Source organism: Corynebacterium riegelii, from assembly GCF_001263755.1.
In the GTDB taxonomy this organism is placed as follows: domain Bacteria; phylum Actinomycetota; class Actinomycetes; order Mycobacteriales; family Mycobacteriaceae; genus Corynebacterium; species Corynebacterium riegelii.
In genome coordinates this window covers 2,154,320-2,172,119 of sequence record NZ_CP012342.1, presented here as the reverse complement: position 1 = coordinate 2,172,119, position 17,800 = coordinate 2,154,320, and the positions used below count along the sequence as shown (strand labels likewise).

Annotated in this window: 13 protein-coding genes; 7 read left to right on the top strand and 6 right to left on the bottom strand. The window is 64.1% G+C overall.

All coding sequences use genetic code 11. The annotated features are described in order from the left end of the window. Nucleotides 1-67 precede the first annotated feature (67 nt). From AK829_RS10370 to AK829_RS10360, 3 genes are all read right to left on the bottom strand, one after another. Nucleotides 68-3,214 (bottom strand): choice-of-anchor M domain-containing protein, encoded by a 3,147-nt coding sequence (locus AK829_RS10370; RefSeq protein ID WP_232305733.1) that lies wholly within the window; start codon nucleotides 3,212-3,214, stop codon nucleotides 68-70. Between the two features lie 179 nt (nucleotides 3,215-3,393). Next, the gene (gene trhO / locus AK829_RS10365; protein ID WP_052205760.1) at nucleotides 3,394-4,275 is read right to left on the bottom strand and encodes an oxygen-dependent tRNA uridine(34) hydroxylase TrhO; all 882 of its coding nucleotides are present in this window, start codon (nucleotides 4,273-4,275) and stop codon (nucleotides 3,394-3,396) included. 48 nt (nucleotides 4,276-4,323) lie between these two features. Then, nucleotides 4,324-5,817: a DUF1846 domain-containing protein gene (locus AK829_RS10360; protein ID WP_052205759.1), complete on the bottom strand. Its 1,494-nt coding sequence runs from the start codon at nucleotides 5,815-5,817 to the stop codon at nucleotides 4,324-4,326. A gap of 37 nt (nucleotides 5,818-5,854) precedes the next feature. On the opposite strand from AK829_RS10360, the gene AK829_RS10355 reads away from it, so the two are divergent. The 4 genes from AK829_RS10355 to AK829_RS12325 all read left to right on the top strand — a co-directional run bounded on the left by AK829_RS10355 (nucleotide 5,855) and on the right by AK829_RS12325 (nucleotide 10,990). Further along, entirely contained in the window at nucleotides 5,855-7,516 is a 1,662-nt protein-coding gene (locus AK829_RS10355) for a bifunctional ADP-dependent NAD(P)H-hydrate dehydratase/NAD(P)H-hydrate epimerase (RefSeq protein ID WP_052205758.1), read from the top strand. 286 nt (nucleotides 7,517-7,802) lie between these two features. Next, nucleotides 7,803-8,573, top strand: a complete 771-nt coding sequence (locus AK829_RS10350) for an electron transfer flavoprotein subunit beta/FixA family protein (RefSeq protein WP_052205757.1) — start codon at nucleotides 7,803-7,805, stop codon at nucleotides 8,571-8,573. A 12-nt stretch (nucleotides 8,574-8,585) separates the two neighbouring features. Next, nucleotides 8,586-9,536: an electron transfer flavoprotein subunit alpha/FixB family protein gene (locus AK829_RS10345; RefSeq protein ID WP_052205756.1), complete on the top strand. Its 951-nt coding sequence runs from the start codon at nucleotides 8,586-8,588 to the stop codon at nucleotides 9,534-9,536. 2 nt (nucleotides 9,537-9,538) lie between these two features. After that, nucleotides 9,539-10,990 carry a cytochrome b/b6 domain-containing protein gene (locus AK829_RS12325; RefSeq protein ID WP_083439836.1) on the top strand — a complete coding sequence of 484 codons (1,452 nt, stop codon included), beginning with the start codon at nucleotides 9,539-9,541 and terminating at the stop codon, nucleotides 10,988-10,990. Nucleotides 10,991-10,999: 9 nt separating this feature from the next. Here the strand turns inward: AK829_RS12325 and AK829_RS10335 are convergent, their stop codons facing one another. Next, nucleotides 11,000-12,106, bottom strand: a complete 1,107-nt coding sequence (locus AK829_RS10335; RefSeq protein ID WP_232305732.1) for a TMEM164-related integral membrane acyltransferase — start codon at nucleotides 12,104-12,106, stop codon at nucleotides 11,000-11,002. A gap of 1,126 nt (nucleotides 12,107-13,232) precedes the next feature. On the opposite strand from AK829_RS10335, the gene AK829_RS10325 reads away from it, so the two are divergent. After that, on the top strand, nucleotides 13,233-14,345 hold the full coding sequence (locus tag AK829_RS10325) for an MFS transporter (RefSeq protein WP_083439926.1): 1,113 nt from the start codon (nucleotides 13,233-13,235) through the stop codon (nucleotides 14,343-14,345). Nucleotides 14,346-14,377: 32 nt separating this feature from the next. On the opposite strand, the gene AK829_RS10320 is transcribed toward AK829_RS10325, so the two are convergent. Together AK829_RS10320 and AK829_RS10315 are read right to left on the bottom strand one after the other, a co-directional pair. Further along, nucleotides 14,378-15,043, bottom strand: a complete 666-nt coding sequence (locus AK829_RS10320; protein ID WP_052205753.1) for an ABC transporter ATP-binding protein — start codon at nucleotides 15,041-15,043, stop codon at nucleotides 14,378-14,380. Further along, nucleotides 15,044-16,015: an ABC transporter permease gene (locus AK829_RS10315; protein WP_052205752.1), complete on the bottom strand. Its 972-nt coding sequence runs from the start codon at nucleotides 16,013-16,015 to the stop codon at nucleotides 15,044-15,046. A gap of 90 nt (nucleotides 16,016-16,105) precedes the next feature. On the opposite strand from AK829_RS10315, the gene AK829_RS10310 reads away from it, so the two are divergent. Together AK829_RS10310 and AK829_RS10305 are read left to right on the top strand one after the other, a co-directional pair. After that, a complete protein-coding gene (locus AK829_RS10310; RefSeq protein ID WP_052205751.1) occupies nucleotides 16,106-17,203 on the top strand; it encodes a sensor histidine kinase in 1,098 nt (365 codons plus the stop codon). Beyond that, nucleotides 17,200-17,799 (top strand): response regulator, encoded by a 600-nt coding sequence (locus AK829_RS10305; RefSeq protein ID WP_052205750.1) that lies wholly within the window; start codon nucleotides 17,200-17,202, stop codon nucleotides 17,797-17,799. Before AK829_RS10310 ends, AK829_RS10305 begins: the two co-directional genes overlap by 4 nt. Nucleotide 17,800 lies beyond the last annotated feature (1 nt).

Sequence of the window (17,800 nt, the reverse complement as noted above, 5' to 3'; positions counted from 1 at the left end):
CAATTCCGGGAGCACGTGCCACCACTTGGGCATTTAGGGGCCAGAATGCAGTAATTCGGAAATTACTTCATCGACGACGCCGTGTGATGAGCGCTCCGCCGGCCATGAGACACAGCATCGCAACGCCTACGGGAAGCATGACGCTCGCACCGGTTGAAGCGAGGCTGCCACCGCTACCGCCACCGCCCACTGACGCTGCCTGCGCTGTTGTGGACTGGGTGGTTGCCGACTGTGCACTTGTGCGCTGGGTTGTCGTGGACTGGGTTGTTGACCTGGTTGTTGTGGGCTTGGTGGTTGTGGACTGGGTGGATGTCTTGGGGGTTGTTGAGGATGTTGTTGGCTGGGTTGGCTGGGTTGGCTTGGTTGTGCCCGACGGGGAAGGCGAAGGCGCTGGGGAACCCGGCGCGGGAGAACCGGGCGCTGGAGAGCCCGGCGCGGGCTCAGGCTCAGTAGTGGCGTCGCCGACCAGGTAAGTGATTGTGGACCACTCGGTGACGGGCTTGCCCTGCGGGTCAACCGCCCGCATGTCCATCGTGTACGTGCCGGGTTTGGTGAACACCCAGTCGGCATGGATGTGGAAGGGGCCCTCGCTCACGCCGGAAATGGTGTGCGTTCCGGTGGAGCTGGCCAGTGTGCGTTCCGGAACCCCGAGGGAGGGAATGTGCCCGGCCCACCATGCGCCGCCCTTCGGGGTGGAGCGTGGGCGGACTTCCACATTGACGCCGGCTGGGTACTGCTCGGCGACTCGGAACGTATCCCAGCCAGGCCAGATACTGTCACGGTCCTGCATGAGTGGGAGGTGGTAAATGCTCGCACCACGCTCAACGATGCCGGTAAAGGAAAGCGAATCTGCAATAGCGTCGGTAGCTGTCACCTTGCGGTTGTCCTTCACCCGCAGGACCACGGTTTCGGGGACGTGGTGTTGGTCGTCGGTGTTGATGAGGAGGTGCGGGGTGGCGTCGATAAGCATGGGCCCAAAATCGATGTGACCTGTGGTGATCTCCTTGATGGTGTCCGGCTTGGCATCGGGGGCGACGACAAAACGCAGCACTTCCTGCTGGGATGGCGTGCCACCCTTCTCCGCAACCCACACGCCGATCTCGTACGTGCCCGGTTTGCTGAACGCCCACGAAACATGCATGTGCTCCGGGCCTTCAGTGGTGTACGCGCGGGTGGAATCGCTACCGGCTAGGCGGTCTTGCGGGGAGGTTTGGTTGCCGCGGAACGCGATCCACTTGCCGCCATCCGGCGCGCTGAGTGGAGTGAAGGTGAACGTGTAATCCTGCTTTGTTTGCGAGTATGCGTGCTCACTGCTCAGCCCGGGCCAAACCACGCCTGACCGTTGGGTTTCCGGGAGGATGTAGGCAGTGGCGCCTTTCTCGGCGAAACCCTCGATGGTCTCGGGAAGCGTCGTGCTCACCTGGGAGGGGACGGTGAAGTAGACGTCGTTGGGGCGTCGCCACACGGCGCCGCGCTGGTGGAGGTTCGTCTCATCCTTGATGCGCAGGTGGAGCACGTCGTTGTCGTAGTACGGCGCGATGTCAACGTGCCCGGAGCTCAAGTTCAGGGCCTGGCCCTCGGAGGGGGCAGGTTCGGAGGGGGCCGTGGGCGCAGGCTCGGAAGGAGCGGGCTCCGAGGGCGCAGTAGGAGCGGACGGCACAGTCTCGGACGGCTCCGTTGGCTGCGAGGAAGGCACCTCGCTCTCCCCGCCCCCACCGCTGAGACGCACTGTCGTTCCCGGGATCGGGGCGTACGCGTCGGTGTGGGGAACGCTGACAAGGGCGGCGTCCGCAGCGTTAGACCGAGACTCCGGGATGAGGCGGAGGAGGAGTTGGTAGTTGGGGCGTTGGCAGCCGTCGATAAGCTGCTTGCTCTTCCTGCTGCCTGGGGCGGAGGTGAAGTCCACTTCACAGTCGGCGATGGCGTCGCGCGGCATGGTGGTCAGTGGGCCGTTATCCATTCTGTAGAAACCGCCGGTGACGCGCAGTGTTGTGCGGGGGTCGGCGGGTTCGACGGTGATGTCGATGTTGCGCATGTCTTCGCCGTAGACCGCGGAGGTGCTCACGGTGACATCGGGGCTGGTGAGCGTCAGGGGGTCAGTGTCGAACGCCGGGATGGGCTCCATGCTTGGCGACGGCAAAACCTCCCCACCGTCCCCAGTCGCGGTTTTGGGGTCGCCGGTGCGGAAGCGCAGCGGTGCAGACACCCAGCGTGGCGTGGGCGAGGATGCGCTGGGGATGTAGACGGCTTGGAGCTCGGAGGTGTCGTCACCGAGCATCTCATCCCACGTGGCGGTGCCGCCGGTAACTTCGCGCTCGGCGAGGTAGAAGCCGTTGATGAAGAACTGGACGTGGCCGGCGTCGTTGGGGTTGCCGGTTTCAAAGGTCAGCGTGCTCAGGACGCCTTGCTCCGCGCCTTTGGTCGACGCGGTGGACGGCGCAATGCTGAATGTCGGTGTGCCAGTGCCGATGCTGGGGGCGGCGTTATACGCTGCAACGATGTCCGTGATCGTGCGCTGGGCAGGATCGGTGCCGCCTACCTGCCAGGTCAGCGTTTGGGGTGCGGAGTGGATGAAGGAACCGTCCTTCATCCGCGCGGTTGCCCGGTAGGTGACCTCGTAGAGGCCGGGGCGTGTGAACGTCGTGGAATTGTGGGTGTGGGTGCCGGCGTTGACCCAGGTTGAGCGGAATCCCGGGTCATGGGAGGACCACAGGCGCGTTAGCGGATAGGTCTCATCGCTGTAGTTGAACAGCTCCATCTTGCCCGGCCCGGAAAAACCAACGATTTCCATGTTGAAGGACTCCGCCCGGAATTGATCCGTGGGCAGATCCGCAGCCGCACCGAAGCCAGCCCAGATGGGCATGGTGTTTTTGGGGAAGCCGTGGGCGGGTCCTCCGAAGTACATGAGGTGGCCCGGTTCGACGCCGAGGAAGTTGAAGCGCGGGTCATCGGGGACTCGCCAAGCGTAGGCGCCAAGCCCGCCATCGGCGCGCCCGCGGCTGACCCAGTTCACGGTGTTCTCAATTGGGACGAGCCCGGCGCTGTTGGACATGAGCCGGAAGTTGCCGTCCTCCCACACCGCGTGGGGAGAATCCACGTGCGTTTGGGTGCGCACTATTTTGCCGTCGGTGGTTGCGGACTCGGCGAGGGCCAGAGGCGCGCCGATGAACAAGAGGGTCAGAGTGGCGACAAGCGCCGGGAAACGTGTGCGCAACAGGATGCTCTCCCGCAGTTAATGAAAATGAATGTCATTTAGATTAACTAGGCGCCTGCGGAAGAGCAATAGCAGGGGTCGGCAGCGCTGCCGTAGCAATCCCGGGAGTACGTGCCACCACCTGGGCGTTTAGGGGCCGGAATGCAGTAATTCGGAAATTACTGCAGCCCCGGGTGACTCTATTTCTGAGCGCACTCCCCACACACCGGATTCGCCTCACGGCACGCCGCGCATGAGAGGTACTGGTGGCGGCACTCGGGCTCGTTGGCGCAGTTGTAGAAGTCATTGGTGGCTTCGCCGCAGTGCACGCAGTGGCCGAGCTGGACAAAATTCGGGTCGCCCGGCGCGCCGAACTCGGTGTGCATGCGCTTGTCAAAGACGTACAGCGAGCCCTCCCAAAGGCCCTGGTTGCCGTACTTTTCGCCGTAGCGGACGATGCCGCCGTCGATTTGGTAGACCTCTTCAAACCCGCGGTTTTTCATCAACGGCGTCAACACTTCGCAGCGGATGCCGCCGGTGCAGTAGGCGATGACGGGTTTGTCCTTCATCCAGTCATACTTGCCGCTTTCCAGCTCACGGATGAAGTCATGGGTGGTTTCCACATCGGGCACGACCGCGTTTTTGAACTTGCCAATCTCGGCTTCGCGGGCGTTGCGGCCGTCAAAGAACACCACGTCCGGGTTGTTCGCCACCAGCTCATTGACCTGCTCAGGGGTCAGGTGCGTGCCGCCGCCGACTACGCCCTTGTCATCCACCTGCAGCTCATCGGGCGCGCCGAAGGCCACGATCTCCTCGCGAGCCTTCACGCTGAGTTTGGGAAAGTCCGCGGCGGAGCCTTCGGACCATTTGAACTCAATGCCGCGGAAGTATTCCTTGGTTTTGCGGGCGTAGGCCTTACACGCGTCAATGTCGCCGCCGACGGTGCCGTTGATGCCGTGCTTGGAAATGAGGATCCTGCCGGTCAACCCGAGGCCTTCGCACAGGTCACGCTGCCAGAGGCGAACCGCCTCAGGGTCTGCAATCGGCTGGAACTTGTAGTACAGCAGGATCTTTCCGGTCATGCCCGAAAGTCTAGGCCAGAGGCATAGGCCCGTACCTAACGCAGGTACCTAACGCTTGTGGTAAAGCGCCTTCTTCCAGTACTGCGGCTCCGAGGTCACCAGCACCCCGAGGGAGCGGAAGATCCCTTCGTCGACGGAGCCGAGGATGGTGGTGGTGTGGGCGTCGCAACCCTGCAGGTACTTCAGGTGTTCCAGGGCGGCAGCCGCCTGCGGGTCGGTGGACGCGGACACAGACAGCGCGATCAGCACCTCATCGGTGTGCAGGCGCGGGTTGACGGAACCTAGGTGGCGCGTCTTCAAGGACTGGATCGGCTCAATCGCCTCGGGCGCAAGCAGGTGGACGTCATCCGGAATCCCCGCCAGGGACTTCAGCGCGTTGAGCAGCACCGCAGCCGACGGCCCCAACAGGTCAGAGGTCTTACCGGTAACAACCTCGCCGCTCGGCAGCTCAAGTGCGGCACCCGGGCTGCCGGTCGCCTCAGCAATCTCAAGCGCCGGGCCCACCACCACACGATCCGCCGTGGTCACGTTCGCCTTGCGCATCACGTTGAGTACGCGGTCGGAGACGGTGGAGTCTTCATCGTTGCGTCGTTCAGCAACAAGCGCATGGTAGTAACGCCGAATGATCTCCTGCTCAGAGGCGTGGCGGCACGCGGCGTCATCGCTCATGCACATCCCTGCCATATTCACACCCATGTCCGTGGACGACTTGTACGGCTCCGTACCCGTCGCCTCTTGAAGCAGCGTGCGCAACAGTGGGAAGACCTCAATGTCACGGTTGTAGCTCGTAGCCTGCTTGCCGTACGCATCCAGGTGGTACTGGTCAATCACGTTGACGTCATCCAAGTCCGCCGTGGCTGCCTCGTAGGCCAGGTTCACCGGGTGCGACAACGGCAGGTTCCATATCGGGAACGTCTCAAACTTGGCGTAACCAGCGTTAATGCCACGCTTGTGATCGTGGTAGACCTGGCTCAAACACGTGGCCAGCTTGCCGGAACCCGGGCCCGGCGCGGTCATCACAATCAAATCCCGCGACGTCTCCACGTACTCGTTGCGGCCAAAGCCAGCTTCGCTGACCACTACGGCGGTGTCGTTCGGATACCCGCTAATAGTGAAATGGCGCGACACCTTCAACCCCAGGCGCTCCAGGCGCGAAATGAACGCCTCCACATGCTGGTTGTGGCCCTCCAGCTGCGTCACCACGACATTTTCGGCGAGGAAGCCGCGGTTCCGGAAAACGTCGATAAGCCGAAGCACCTCGTCCTCATAGGTGATGCCGAGGTCGGCGCGGACCTTTTGACGCACAACATCGCCCGCGTTGAAGCAGACGACAATCTCCACCTCATCTTTGATGCGGTCCAGCATGGCGATCTTGTTATCCGGAGTAAACCCAGGCAGCACGCGCGACGCATGATGGTCATCAAAGAGCTTGCCGCCCATCTCCAGGTAGAGCTTGCCGCCGATTTCTTTACGACGAGCACTAATGTGCTCCGACTGCAGCTGGATGTACTTCTCGCGGTCAAAACCCACTGTGTACGGCATGCGCGCAATCCTACCGCGCCAACTACGCTTACACCGCATGGAGCACTTCACCTGGACAGTTGCGCAAATCCTTGAGGCGGAGCGGCGGCTGCGCACCCACACTGAGGACCCGGAGGCGATGATGCGGGCGGCAGCTGATGCGGTGGCGGAGGCGGCGTCGGTGATGCTCGCGCCGCGCGAGCCCGTGGTCATCCTCGCAGGTCCCGGCGGCAATGGCGGCGATGGGCTCTATGCCGGCGCGACGCTTGCCGCCGGCGGCCACCCGGTTGATGCGCTGCTCACCGCCGGTCGCGCGCACCAGTCGGCCCTCGATGCGTTTGTTGCCGCCGGCGGCCGGGTCATCTCTGCGCTGGATAGGCCTTGGGAGTACAGCCTGCTTATCGACGCAATAACCGGCCTCTCCGCCCGCCCCAGCCTCGACGAGTCTCTGCGCCCACTTGTGGAAGACGTGGCTGAACTACCCACGCTTGCGGTGGACCTGCCGTCTGGAGTGGAGGCGGACACCGGCTTGGCGGGTGAGCTGCACATCACCGCGGATGCCACGATCACTTTCGGCGGTTGGCGGCGCGCCCACGTCCTCCACCCCGCCTGCGGCACCCAACTGCTGGCCGATATTCGCCTTGGCCAGCACAGTCTTGCGCTGGAGCTTGAGGCGATGTCCGACGACGGCGAGCTCGGCGACACCATGATGCTGTTTGCCTCCCGCGCCGTGTCAGGTGAGCCCTTGCCGGAAGCGTTCCCTGACGAGTTCGCTGTGTTGGAACCCTTCGACGTCGCCCCCGTCACGCCCGGCCCGTCTTCGGACAAGTACACCGGCGGCGTTGTCGGCATTGTTGCAGGCAGCGCGGAGTTCCCGGGCGCGGCGGTGTTGAGTTGCCTCGGCGCCGTCAACGCCACCCCAGGCATGGTCCGTTACGTGGGCACGCAGGCGGCCGAGGTCGTGCGCGCGATGCCGGAGGTCGTCGCCGTCGAGCGCCTCGAAGACTGCGGCCGCGTCCAGGCCTGGGTCTTCGGCCCCGGCAGCACCTCCGAAGCCGACCTGCGCTGGCTGCTCGCCCGCCCGGAGCCTTTGCTTATCGACGCCACCGGCACCACCCTCCTCGCCTCCTCCCCCACCCTGCGCGATCTCCTTGTTTCACGCTCCGCCCCGACGGTGCTCACGCCGCATGATGGCGAGTTCGCCCGCCTCCACGACGCGGTCTTCGCCGGCGCGGCCGGTGCTTCGGCCGGCCCTGGCACTGCCGCTAGTGCCGCCGGCGCGGGTGCCTCGCGCCTTGAGGAAACCCTCGCGCTGGCGAAGGCGCTGCGCTGCACGGTCGTGCGCAAGGGCCGCGTCACGATCATCGCGGACCACACCGCCGCCGGCCCCTCCACCGGCCCTGCGACTGGCATCACAGACACCGCCGCTACCAACGCAGGCACCACAGGCTGGGACTACGCGTACGCGGTTGACGCCGGCCACTCCTGGGCGGCCACGCCTGGCTCCGGCGACGTGCTCAGCGGCCTGATGGGCGCGCGCCTTGCGCTCGCCGCAGCCGAGGCCCCGCTCGACATTCCCGCCGACGAGGTCGCCGCACAGTCCGTGGTTGTCCACGCGGTTGCCGCAAGTCTTGCCGCTCGCACGCCATATGGGAACGCGACGGCCCCGGCGAGCCGCATCGCAACGTTCGTGCGCGACGCCACCGCCTGCCTCACCTAGCCCGACACACCTGGCCCAACACCCAGCCTGACACACCCAGCCCGACCGCCGTTCTGGGGATAGGTGCTTTCGCCAAGGCTCGCACTTTTTGTGAGTAGATGCTCGGTCAGAGGGTCGGGTTTTAGAAACTTAAGGCTGTGACCGAGCATCTATTCACTTTTTGCAGAGGCTCGGCGGAAGCACCTATCCGCGCCGACTTCCTGCAGGTGGCGGTGAAGCACTACGGTTAGGGGAGCATAAGCTAGAGCAACACCTAACAACACCGAAGCCAGGAGTAACAGAAGCGATGCGCATCGCAGTGCTATTTAAAGAGGTGCCGGACACGTACGGCGAACGCGAACTGAATTTAGAGACGGGTTTGGCTGTTCGCACTGGTGACAACGTTGCGGACGAGGCGGTGGAGCGCGCCGTGGAGGCCGCGCTGACTATCGCTGAGGCCACCGGTGGTGAGGTGGAGTTGTTGTCGGTGGCGCCGGCGTCGGCAGACGCGAACATTAGGAAAGGCATCGCGATGGGCGCCGAAAACGCCCACATTGTTAGCGACGACTCCCTGATCGGCGCGGACTTTACGCTGACGGCGGAGGTGTTGGCGGCGTTGGTGCGTCGTGAAGAATATGACCTTGTGGTAGCCGGAAACGTGTCCAGTGACGGTGCGGGCGGCGTGATCCCGACCATGGTGGCGGAGCTGCTGGATTGGCCGGCGCTGACCAACCTGACAAAGGTGGAGGTCGCCGGCTCCACGGTCACCGCGACGCGCGCGAGCGACGGCGCCACGATGGAGCTTTCCGCCGAGCTGCCCGCCGTGATTTCGGTGACGGACGCGTTTCCGGACGCGCGCTTCCCCAACTTCAAGGGCCTGATGGCCGCGAAGAAGAAGGAACTGGACACGCTGACGTTGGCGGATCTGGGGATTGACGCGAATGATTTCGCCCCGGCGCGCGCGATTGTTGTTGAGGCGAGCCAGCGTCCGCCGCGTGAGGCGGGCACGCTGATTCATGACGACGGCACCGCCGCCACCCAAATCGCCGATTTCCTGGCCGAGAAGAAGTTCATCTAAAGGAGACGCACCATGACAGACGCTATGACACAGCCAGTTCTTGTTGTTATTGACTCCCTTGAGACAGCCGCAGAGCTTCTTGGCGCGGCAAGTGAGATCGGCACGCCGGTTGCGTTGACCGCCAGCGAGGCGATCGCGAGTCAGTTGGGTGAGCTTGGCGCGGCGAAGGTGCTGGTCGCGAGCCTGCCGAAGGACGTGTTGAGCATCCCGCTTGCCGACGCCACCGTAGCCGCCATCACCGCCACCAACCCAGCAGCGATCCTCTTTGCCAACAACGTGGAGGGCCGCGACGCCGCCGCGCGCGTGGCAGTGCGTGAGAAGCGCGCCCTGCTTTCAGACGTCACGTCTATCCGCCGCGACGACCAAGGCGTGATCACCGACCACTCCGTCTTCGGCGGCAACTACCTCACCGTTGGCGCGGCGACGCATAGTGCGCCGGTGGTGACGGTGCGTCAGGGGGGCGTCGAAAAGCAAGCAAAGCCCCAGGCAGCCGAGGTGGAAACGCTGGAGGTTGAGCTGACCGGCAGGCGTGCGGCGACGGTGGTGTCGCGCACCGCGGTGACCGACGAGTCGGCGCGACCGCCGCTGCGCACCGCGGACCGCGTGGTCACCGGTGGTGCGGCGACGGGTTCGGCCGAGCAGTTCGAGGAGCTCGTCGGCGGGCTGGCGGATGCGCTGGGTGCCGCGGTTGGTGCGACGCGTGTGGCCGTGGACAACGGGTACGTCTCCAACGATCACCAGGTGGGCCAGACCGGTGTGCTGGTGTCGCCGCAGCTCTACATTGCGCTTGGTGTTTCCGGTGCGATCCAGCACCTGGTGGGCATGCAGACCGCGGACACGATTGTGGCTGTGAATACGGATGCGGATTCGCCGATTTTTGAGGTCGCGGACTTCGGCGTCGTCGGCGACATCTTTGAAGTTGTGCCGCAGCTCATCGCCGCAATCAACGAACGTAAGGCGTAGCCGTGAGCATTTCTTTACGACGCGGCCTACCCCGTGTTGCAGGCGGCGAACCCTGGCCACCCGCCGACGCCGTCGGGCCGGCGCTCCCCGAACCTGCCGCTGAGCCTGCGGTTGCCGCTGCTGGCGTTGGTGCTGCTGGTGCTGCTGGTGCTGCTGGCGTTTCAGCTGGCGTGGCCACGATGAACGTGGCGCTGCGCCGCGGGCTCCCGCGCGTTGCCGGTGGGCCCGCGTGGCCGGAAGCGGATTCTGCACAGGTCCCCGTGCGTGCATACCGCGAAAACGCTCTTGCGCCCGCTGCCGCGCTGGCCGAAACTGCCGCGGAACCGGCTGTCGCGACTAAGGCCGTGGCGCTGCGCCGCGGGCTCCCCCGCGTTGCCGGTGGACCCGCGTGGCCGGAAGCGGATTCTGCACAGGTCCCCGTGCGCGTGTACGCCGCTGCACCAATCGCGGAACCGGCACCGGAAGCCGCTGCGGAACCGGCTGCAGAGCCAGTTGCGGAGACGCAGCCAGCGCCAGCTGCAGCAGCCCCGACAGCCGCAGCTGCACCAGCCGCGCCCAAGAAGCTTGGGTGGCTGTGGTGGCTGGTTGGCGCTGTTGTGCTTGGCGTGGTGGCCGTTGTCGTTGCTCGAATGGTGTTGGGTACGGGGTGGGGGCAGGGGTTCGTCGATAAGCATCCTGGCACTCAGCCGCTTCCAGACGACGCACCCGTCGGCTTCCCGGCCTGGCTGAGCTGGGCGCACTTCTTCAACATGTTCCTGATGGTGCTGATCGTGCGCACCGGGCTGCAGGTGCGCAACGAACGCAAACCCGAGGGATACTGGGCGCCGAGGTGGGCGCCGAGCAAGAAAATCAGCCTGACGCTGTGGCTTCACCAAGCGCTCGACGTGCTGTGGGTGATCAACGGACTGGTCTTTTACATCCTGCTGTTCGCCACCGGGCATTGGGTGCGGATTGTGCCCACCAGCTGGGACGTGTTCCCCAACGCGGTGTCCGCCGGACTGCAATACCTCTCGCTGGACTGGCCGCTGGAAAACGGCTGGGTACACTACAACGCCCTGCAGGAGCTGGCCTACTTCACCACCGTGTTCATCGCGGCACCGCTAGCCATCCTGTCGGGTCTGCGCATGAGCAGCTTCTGGTCCGAAAAATGGACGCACGCCAGCAAGGTGCTGACCGCGCCGCTGGCACGCAAGATCCACTTCCCGGTGATGATCTACTTCCTGGTGTTCATCGTGGTGCACCTCGGGTTAGTGCTGGCCACCGGGTTCCGACGCAACATGGCCGGCATGTTCGCCGCGCGTGGCGACGTCGACCCCTCCACCTACGCCACCGACTGGACCGGCGTGTGGGTGTTCCTCGGTGCGGTTGTTGTGATTGCCGTGGCGTGGTTCCTGGCAAAGCCGCGGTTTGTTGCGCCCGTCGCGGGGGCGACCGGCAAGGTCAGCAGCCGCTAGTTTTGTGCGCTAGTTTTTGCGGCTTTTGCGGTTGGCCAGCCAGGTCATCCCCGCCCACACCAGCGGGATGCCCGGCGCGACCACCAGCAGATAATACGGCCACGGGCCGAACAGGTTCAGCAGGCTCCAGCCGCGCGGGTGGCGCGCCACAAACATGTAGTTGCCGCCCGTGATCTTGTTCATCACCTGCGCAAACCCCGCCCACGCAAACGTGATGGCGGTAACGATGCGCCAGTCTTTCCAGGACGGCCGGTAGCCAAACGCGAACGTCAATACGGTTGGCACCACCAGCGCCGCCGTGTGGAAAAACCAGTACGCAAACTCCTGCAGCCCCGGGTAGCGCTGCACGTATGCCATGTCCGGCGTGAGCAGCGCCATCGGATTGAGCAGGAATCCCCAGTAGAAGGAGAGGGCTTGGGGCAGGGGGGCGTCGGTAAGCAGAGCGATCGGCGTGACCACCCGCAGGGCATCAGTGACATGGAACGGCGCCGTCTCATCCCACACAATGCGATCCGGGTGCAAAACCCACAGGTAGTACGCGGTAACGCAGATACCCAGGACCGCCCCGGCGACCTTGCGCGCCGCCTCCCGTTTGTTGCGCGGCAGCCTCCGCGCCGCCACAACCAGCACCCCACACAACACAATCACAAACACGAGCACGCCTGCGTGACGACGATCAAACTGCCCAATATTCCCATACGTCTCCCCATTCCGGGACGTCCAATCCGGCGGCGTATACGGAATGGACGGCGGCAGCAGAGGCGGCATCGCGCGTCGCGCTTCGCAGGCGTTGTGCGCCTGGGCGTGTCGCGCCTCGTGCACCTGGGCGTTGTGCGCTTGGGCGTGTTGCGCTTGGGCGTTGTGCGCCTCGTGCACCTGGGCGTGTCGCGCTTCGTGCGCCTGGGCGTGTCGCGCTTCGTGCGCCTGGGCGTTGTGCGCTTGGGCGTTGTGCGCTTGGGCGTGTTGCGCTTGGGCGTTGTGCGCCTCGTGCGCTTGGGCGTGTCGCGCTTGGTGCGCTTGGGCGTGTCGCGCTTGGTGCGCTTGGGCGTTTGTCCCTGCGTTTGGCGGTGGGTTTGAGCCGGTGTTTGGGCCCGGGTTTGGTGTTGCGTCTGGCACAAGGCGTGATCGTAGCCGACTCGCCGCCGCTCCCCTGCCCTGACGTCGCTTGTTGCATGTTTGCGTGTGCGTTTGCGTTTGCGTGTGCCTGCGCATGCTTGCGAGCGCGCGCCTGCGAGCGCGTCCAACTTGGCCCTGCGCGCCCCTGTCGGCTAAACCCCGAGCACAACACTACGGATAGATACCCAAAACACGGTCTATCCGTACTCTTCCGTTCGGGGTTTAGGTCCGGAGAGGTCCAGAGAGGTCCGCCATCGGCCAGAGCAACCCGGTGCACGGCCATGGCGGGTCAGAACGGGGTACCGCGTGCTCGGCAAAAGGCCTCGGGGCAACCCATGCACGCCCTCCAAGCCAAAACCCGTCTACCTCACCCCGTTTAGACCCCTAAAACGGCACGAAAACGGGGTCCTGTAAACGGGGTTTACGCTCAGAACCAACCCGGAGCACGGTCGAAGCACGCCTGTTCGGATAAACCCCGTACACAACACTACGGATAGATACCCAAAACACGGTCTATCCGTACTCTTCCGTTCGGGGTTTAGGTCCGGAGAGGTCCAGAGAGGTCCGCCATCGGCCAGAGCAACCCGGTGCACGGCCATGGCGGGTCAGAACGGGGTACCGCGTGCTCGGCAAAAGGCCTCGGGGCAACCCATGCACGCCCTCCAAGCCAAAACCCGTCTACCCCACCCCGTTTAGACCCCTAAAACGGCACGAAAACGGGGTCCTGTAAACGGGGTTTACGCTCAGAACCAACCCGGAGCACGGTCGAAGCACGCCTGTTCGGATAAACCCCGTACACAACACTACGGATAGATACCCAAAACACGGTCTATCCGTACTCTTCCGTTCGGGGTTTAGGTCCGGAGAGGTCCGGAGCGAGCCGGAGCACGGCCAGAGCAACCCGGTGCACGGCCGAAACGCGGCCAGGGCGGGCCAGGGCGGGGCGGCGCGGGAACAGGCTGGCGTCGGCACGCAGGCCCCCGCAGTTCAGTGACGCAGTTCGGCCGCATCACGCGAAGGCGCGTATGGTGCAAGCGTGCAAAAACCCACACCAAAACCCACACCAAATCCCGTAACACCAAAACAAGCACCAAAGTCCCAGATGCAGATCGTGCCGCTGATGGCGATGAGCTTCGCGGCGTTTGTGTACGTCACGTATGAGATGTTTGCGATTGGGTTGATCTCCCCAATGGCGGTTGACCTGGGCGTGACGGAGGGTCAGATCGGCCTGCTTATGACGGTGTACGCGGGTTTGGTTGCCGTGGTGACTATCCCGTTGATGCATTACACGCGGCGGATGAACCGCAGGCCGTTGTTTATTGCCACGCTGGTGTTTTTGCTCACGGGCATTGTGTTGCAGGCGATCGCTACGAGTTATCCCATGTTGGTGGTTGGTCGTGTGACGGCGGCGTTTACGCATGGGTTGTTTTGGTCCCTGGTGAACCCGATGGCGGCGAGGTTGGCGCCGGCGGGGCAGATGGGTAAGGCGGTGGCGGCGGTGTCGTTTGGCTCGACGATGTCGACGGTGCTGGGCGCTCCCCTGACCACCGCGGTTGGCCACGCGATTGGGTGGCGCAACGCCACGTGGTTGCTGGGTGTTGGCGCGATTGTGGCGTTTCTGCTGCTGTTGAAGACGCTGCCGAGCATGCCAGCGAAGCCCCCGGTCAAGACCACAAATGTGCAGAAGACGAAGTCGGCGTTGCCGTCGTTGGTGTTTTACTTAACGTTTTCGGTCACGGCGCTGTTTGCCACGTTTACGTATCTGGCGTTGTTGTTGCAAGATACGGCTGGTGAGCGGTGGGTCGCGCCGGGCTTGGCGCTCTATGGCGTGGTGGGCATTATCTTTGTGTTGGTTGCGGGCCGCCGGGTGGATGCCCGCATGATCCGGCTTAACGGCTTTGATGCACTTTTCTTAATGACGTCCGCGTCCACCGGCCTTCTCGCCCTCCAGCAACAAAGCGGCGTGCTGATGTTTGTGGCAGTTGCGTTGTTGGGCATGTCCTCGGGCACTCTGCCCACGGCGGCGACCACAATCTTCATGCACGCCGGCAAGGGCAACCAGGACATGGCTAGTTCCATTTACGTGGTGACGTTCCAGGTGGGTATCGCCGCCGGTTCCGCGTTGGGTGCGGCAACGGTGGACGCGGGATACTTAAGCGGCACGCTGTTGATCACGCTGGTGCTTGGTGCGGCGGCACTGGTGACGTTGGTCGGGTTCTCGCGCCCGCGCCTGCGCTAACCCAGCTAACCCAGCCAACAGCCAACGGCCAGCTAAACCAGCACAGTTTCGCGGGCGCTGAGGCGCTGGACGTGGCCGTCGCGGACTTCGTACACGGCGTCATCCGGGGTGATCATGGACCGGTTGTGGGTGACAAAGCCGCAGGCGACGCCGGTGTCGGCAACCAGTGTGCGAAGTAGGTCGACGATTTCTTCGGTGCGGGTGGAGTCGAGGGCGGCGGTTGGTTCGTCGGCAAGAATGAGCGAGGGCTCCCCCATCAGCGCGCGGGCGATGCCGACGCGTTGGCGCTGCCCGCCGGAGAGTTGCTGCATCTTGCGGTCGCCGAGCCCGTCCAATCCGACCTTGGCTAGGAGTTCGTCGGCGCGGTCTTTGCGTGGTTTGATGCCGCGCATGTGGTCGGTGATCAGCAGCTGGTCGCGTACGTTGAGCGCCCCGATGAGGTTCGCCTGTTGGAAGATCATGCCGATCCTTGTGAGGCGGGTGTGGTTGGTGACGGGGGTGGCGTCGATAAGAATGCTGCCGCTGTCGGGGGTGATCAGGCCGGCGGCGGCGGAGAGCAGGGTGGATTTGCCGGAGCCGGATTCGCCGACGATGAAGGTGATTTCGCCGCTTCTGGCGGTGAAGGTGGCGTTGTTGAGGGCGGTGATGGTGTCTTGGCCGTCTTTGAAGGTGACGGTGACGTTTTCCATGGTGAGCATTTAGGCGATGCCTCCGAGTGCAAGCTGGGGTTGGACGTTGGTGATGGAGCGGGTGGCTATCAGGGCGCCGACCATGCCGAGGGCAAAGATGCCAAGTGGTGGGCCGACGGTGGTCAGTGTGCTGAGCGTGAATGGCACGGTGCCGGATGCGAGTGCGCCAAGCGCGAGTGCGATGCCGGTGCCCAGGATCACGCCGAAGCCGAGCAGGATTGCGGACTGGCCGAGGGCGTCTTTACGCAGGTAGGCGTTGGAGCCGCCGATGGCTTTGAGGATGGCCAGGTCGCGGGTGCGCTGCATGGTCCATACGGTGAGGAATGCGACGATGACCAGCGCGGCGATGGCGTAGAGGAACCCTTGGATCATGAGCAGGGAGCCTTGTTCGGAGCCGTAGGCGGGCAGGCCGGCAAACGATTCGCGCAGGCTCAGCCCGCTGTCGTTGGCGGCGAGGAGCACGGTGCCGTCGGCGTCGGTGTGCATGGCGGTTTGCCAGATTTCGGTTGGCACCCACAGTACGGGTGAGTGGGCAAATTCCAGGGGGCTAGTTAGCTTATCGACGCTCACCTGCTCCCCACCCACCCGCACAACCTCACCCGCGGCGAGGTCGAGGGAGGTCGACGCGATGGCGCCGTCGCCGAGGATTTCGCCGCCGGGAAGCGTGGTGCCTTTGGGCAGGGCGAGGATGGCGACGGCGTCTTCGGTGCCGTCGGCTCGCGTAAGCAGGGTTTGTGCGGTGCCGAGTGGCGTCGTGCCCGCTTCGGCGTCGATACGCGAGGTGGTAAATGATGGGTCCTCGTTGTCTTGGAACACCACGGATTGCGGGTTGAGCGCTTCTAGTGCGGAGGTGTTTTGTTTGCCAAGGCCCGCGGTGAGTCCGGTGAGCATGACCACCAGGAGGGTGATCAGCGCGACGGTGCCGGCGATCAGTCCGAAACGCCCGCGGGCGTTCGTGATTTCTCTCAAAGCTAGGAACATGGCCCCTATTGTGCGTGTGACCTGGGGGTTTACACATCGGGCGGGCGGTTGAAATCTGACTCAACCGTTCGGTTGATAGGTTGGTGCGTTGTGAAGACCACCAACCGTATTTTGGTCCTGTTGAGCGTGAGCCTGCATGTGCTGACAGCTGTGCTGCTTGGTGTTGGCTTGTTAAGCGCAAGCCAAGGAGAAGCGTTGAATTCGGTGACGTTGCTTCTGGTGGCGGCGTTTGCTGCTGTGTATTTGGCGGGCACGGTGTGGGCGCATCAGGGCCGTGAGGTGTCACGGGCGGCGTCGTATGCGTGGCTGGCGCTGATCGTTGCGTTGTGGGCCGCACTTGGGGTGCGCACGAGTGCGTTTGTGTGGTTGGAGTTTCCGCTGGTGATTTTGGCGCAGCTGCTGTTGCCGAGCGGGTTGGGTCTTTCTGTGGCGGCGGCGTTGTTGGGGGCAACGCTTGCGCGCACGGTGCCGGACGCGGGTTGGGCGGGCTTTATCGGCCCAACCATTGGCACGTTGCTGGCGGTGTTCATTGTGTACGCCTACCAGGCGCTTCGCCAGGAAACGGAAATGTATAAGGAGCTGGAGCATGCCGCGGGTGTGGCTGAGGAGCGGGCCCGTTTGTCGCGCGAGGTGCACGACACGATGGCGCAGGGTTTGAGCTCTATCGTGTTGCTCGGCCGGGCGTTGGATAAGCAGCTGGGTGATAACGAGGAGGCACGCGCCACCTTGGATACGATTCGGGCGACTGCCTCGGAAAACCTGGCGGCGGCGCGGCGGTTTGTTGCGGTCAACGCTCCCCCGGCAGCTCCCCTGCCCACGCGCCTTCATGAGCTTGCCGCAAGCGCCGAGGAGCGCCAGCGCGCGCTGGGCCGTACCCTTCGCGTGCAGGTCAACGCGGATACGGACGTGCCGGAGCCGGCGGCCAGTGTGATTGAGCGCGTGGTGCGCGAGGGTGTGAGCAACATTGAGCGCCACTCGCGTGCGGATCTGGCGGTGATCACTGTAGATGTCTCTGGGGACGGCTCTGGTGGTGTGGCTACGGTGGACGTGTATGACAACGGTGATGGCATCATCGGCGAGGAAGGCTTTGGCATTAAGGGTCTGCGTGCTCGTTTGGCTGAGGTCGGTGGCACGTTGACTATCGACGGCTCCGTGCTCGCCGCCAGCGTCCCTGTGGAGGAACAATGATCAGGATCATGCTTATAGACGATCATCCGGTCGTCCGCGCGGGTTTACGCGCCGTACTGAATTCTTTTGGTGACGTTGAGGTGGTTGCCGAGGCCGATAATGGCAACGCCGAGGTGCCGGACGGTGTGGACGTGGTGGTCACGGACATCCAGATGCCGGGCTCAAGCGGCATCGACCTGACCAGGCGGTTGACCAAGGCGGGCGGTCCCCCGGTGCTGATCCTGACTACGTATGACACGCAGTCTGACGTGGTGGCCGCCATGGAGGCCGGTGCCTTGGGCTACCTGCTGAAAGACGCCCCCGAGGAAGACCTCCACGACGCCGTGCTCAAAGCCGCCCGGCGCGAGCGCGTGCTTTCACCCCAGGCGGCGGGCGTGCTGGCGGATCGCGTGATGAACCCGAACGAGGCACTGTCTGCGCGCGAGATTGAGATCCTGCAGGCGCTGAAAACGGGGGCGTCCAACAGGCAGATCGCGGACCAGCTGTTCATCTCGCTGGCCACGGTGAAGACGCACCTGATCCACATCTACGAAAAGCTCGGGGTGGATAACCGCACCGCGGCGGTGCAGCAGGCCCAGGACCGCAGGATTATCTAGC

Coding starts and splice junctions, on each gene's coding strand:
- AK829_RS10355 (WP_052205758.1), top strand. CDS start 5,855: ATGGAGCACTTCACCTGGACAGTTGCGCAAATCCTTGAGGCGGAGCGG.
- AK829_RS10360 (WP_052205759.1), bottom strand. CDS start 5,817: ATGCCGTACACAGTGGGTTTTGACCGCGAGAAGTACATCCAGCTGCAG.
- AK829_RS10305 (WP_052205750.1), top strand. CDS start 17,200: ATGATCAGGATCATGCTTATAGACGATCATCCGGTCGTCCGCGCGGGT.
- AK829_RS10315 (WP_052205752.1), bottom strand. CDS start 16,015: ATGTTCCTAGCTTTGAGAGAAATCACGAACGCCCGCGGGCGTTTCGGA.
- AK829_RS10350 (WP_052205757.1), top strand. CDS start 7,803: ATGCGCATCGCAGTGCTATTTAAAGAGGTGCCGGACACGTACGGCGAA.
- trhO (WP_052205760.1), bottom strand. CDS start 4,275: ATGACCGGAAAGATCCTGCTGTACTACAAGTTCCAGCCGATTGCAGAC.
- AK829_RS10325 (WP_083439926.1), top strand. CDS start 13,233: ATGAGCTTCGCGGCGTTTGTGTACGTCACGTATGAGATGTTTGCGATT.
- AK829_RS10345 (WP_052205756.1), top strand. CDS start 8,586: ATGACAGACGCTATGACACAGCCAGTTCTTGTTGTTATTGACTCCCTT.
- AK829_RS10320 (WP_052205753.1), bottom strand. CDS start 15,043: ATGCTCACCATGGAAAACGTCACCGTCACCTTCAAAGACGGCCAAGAC.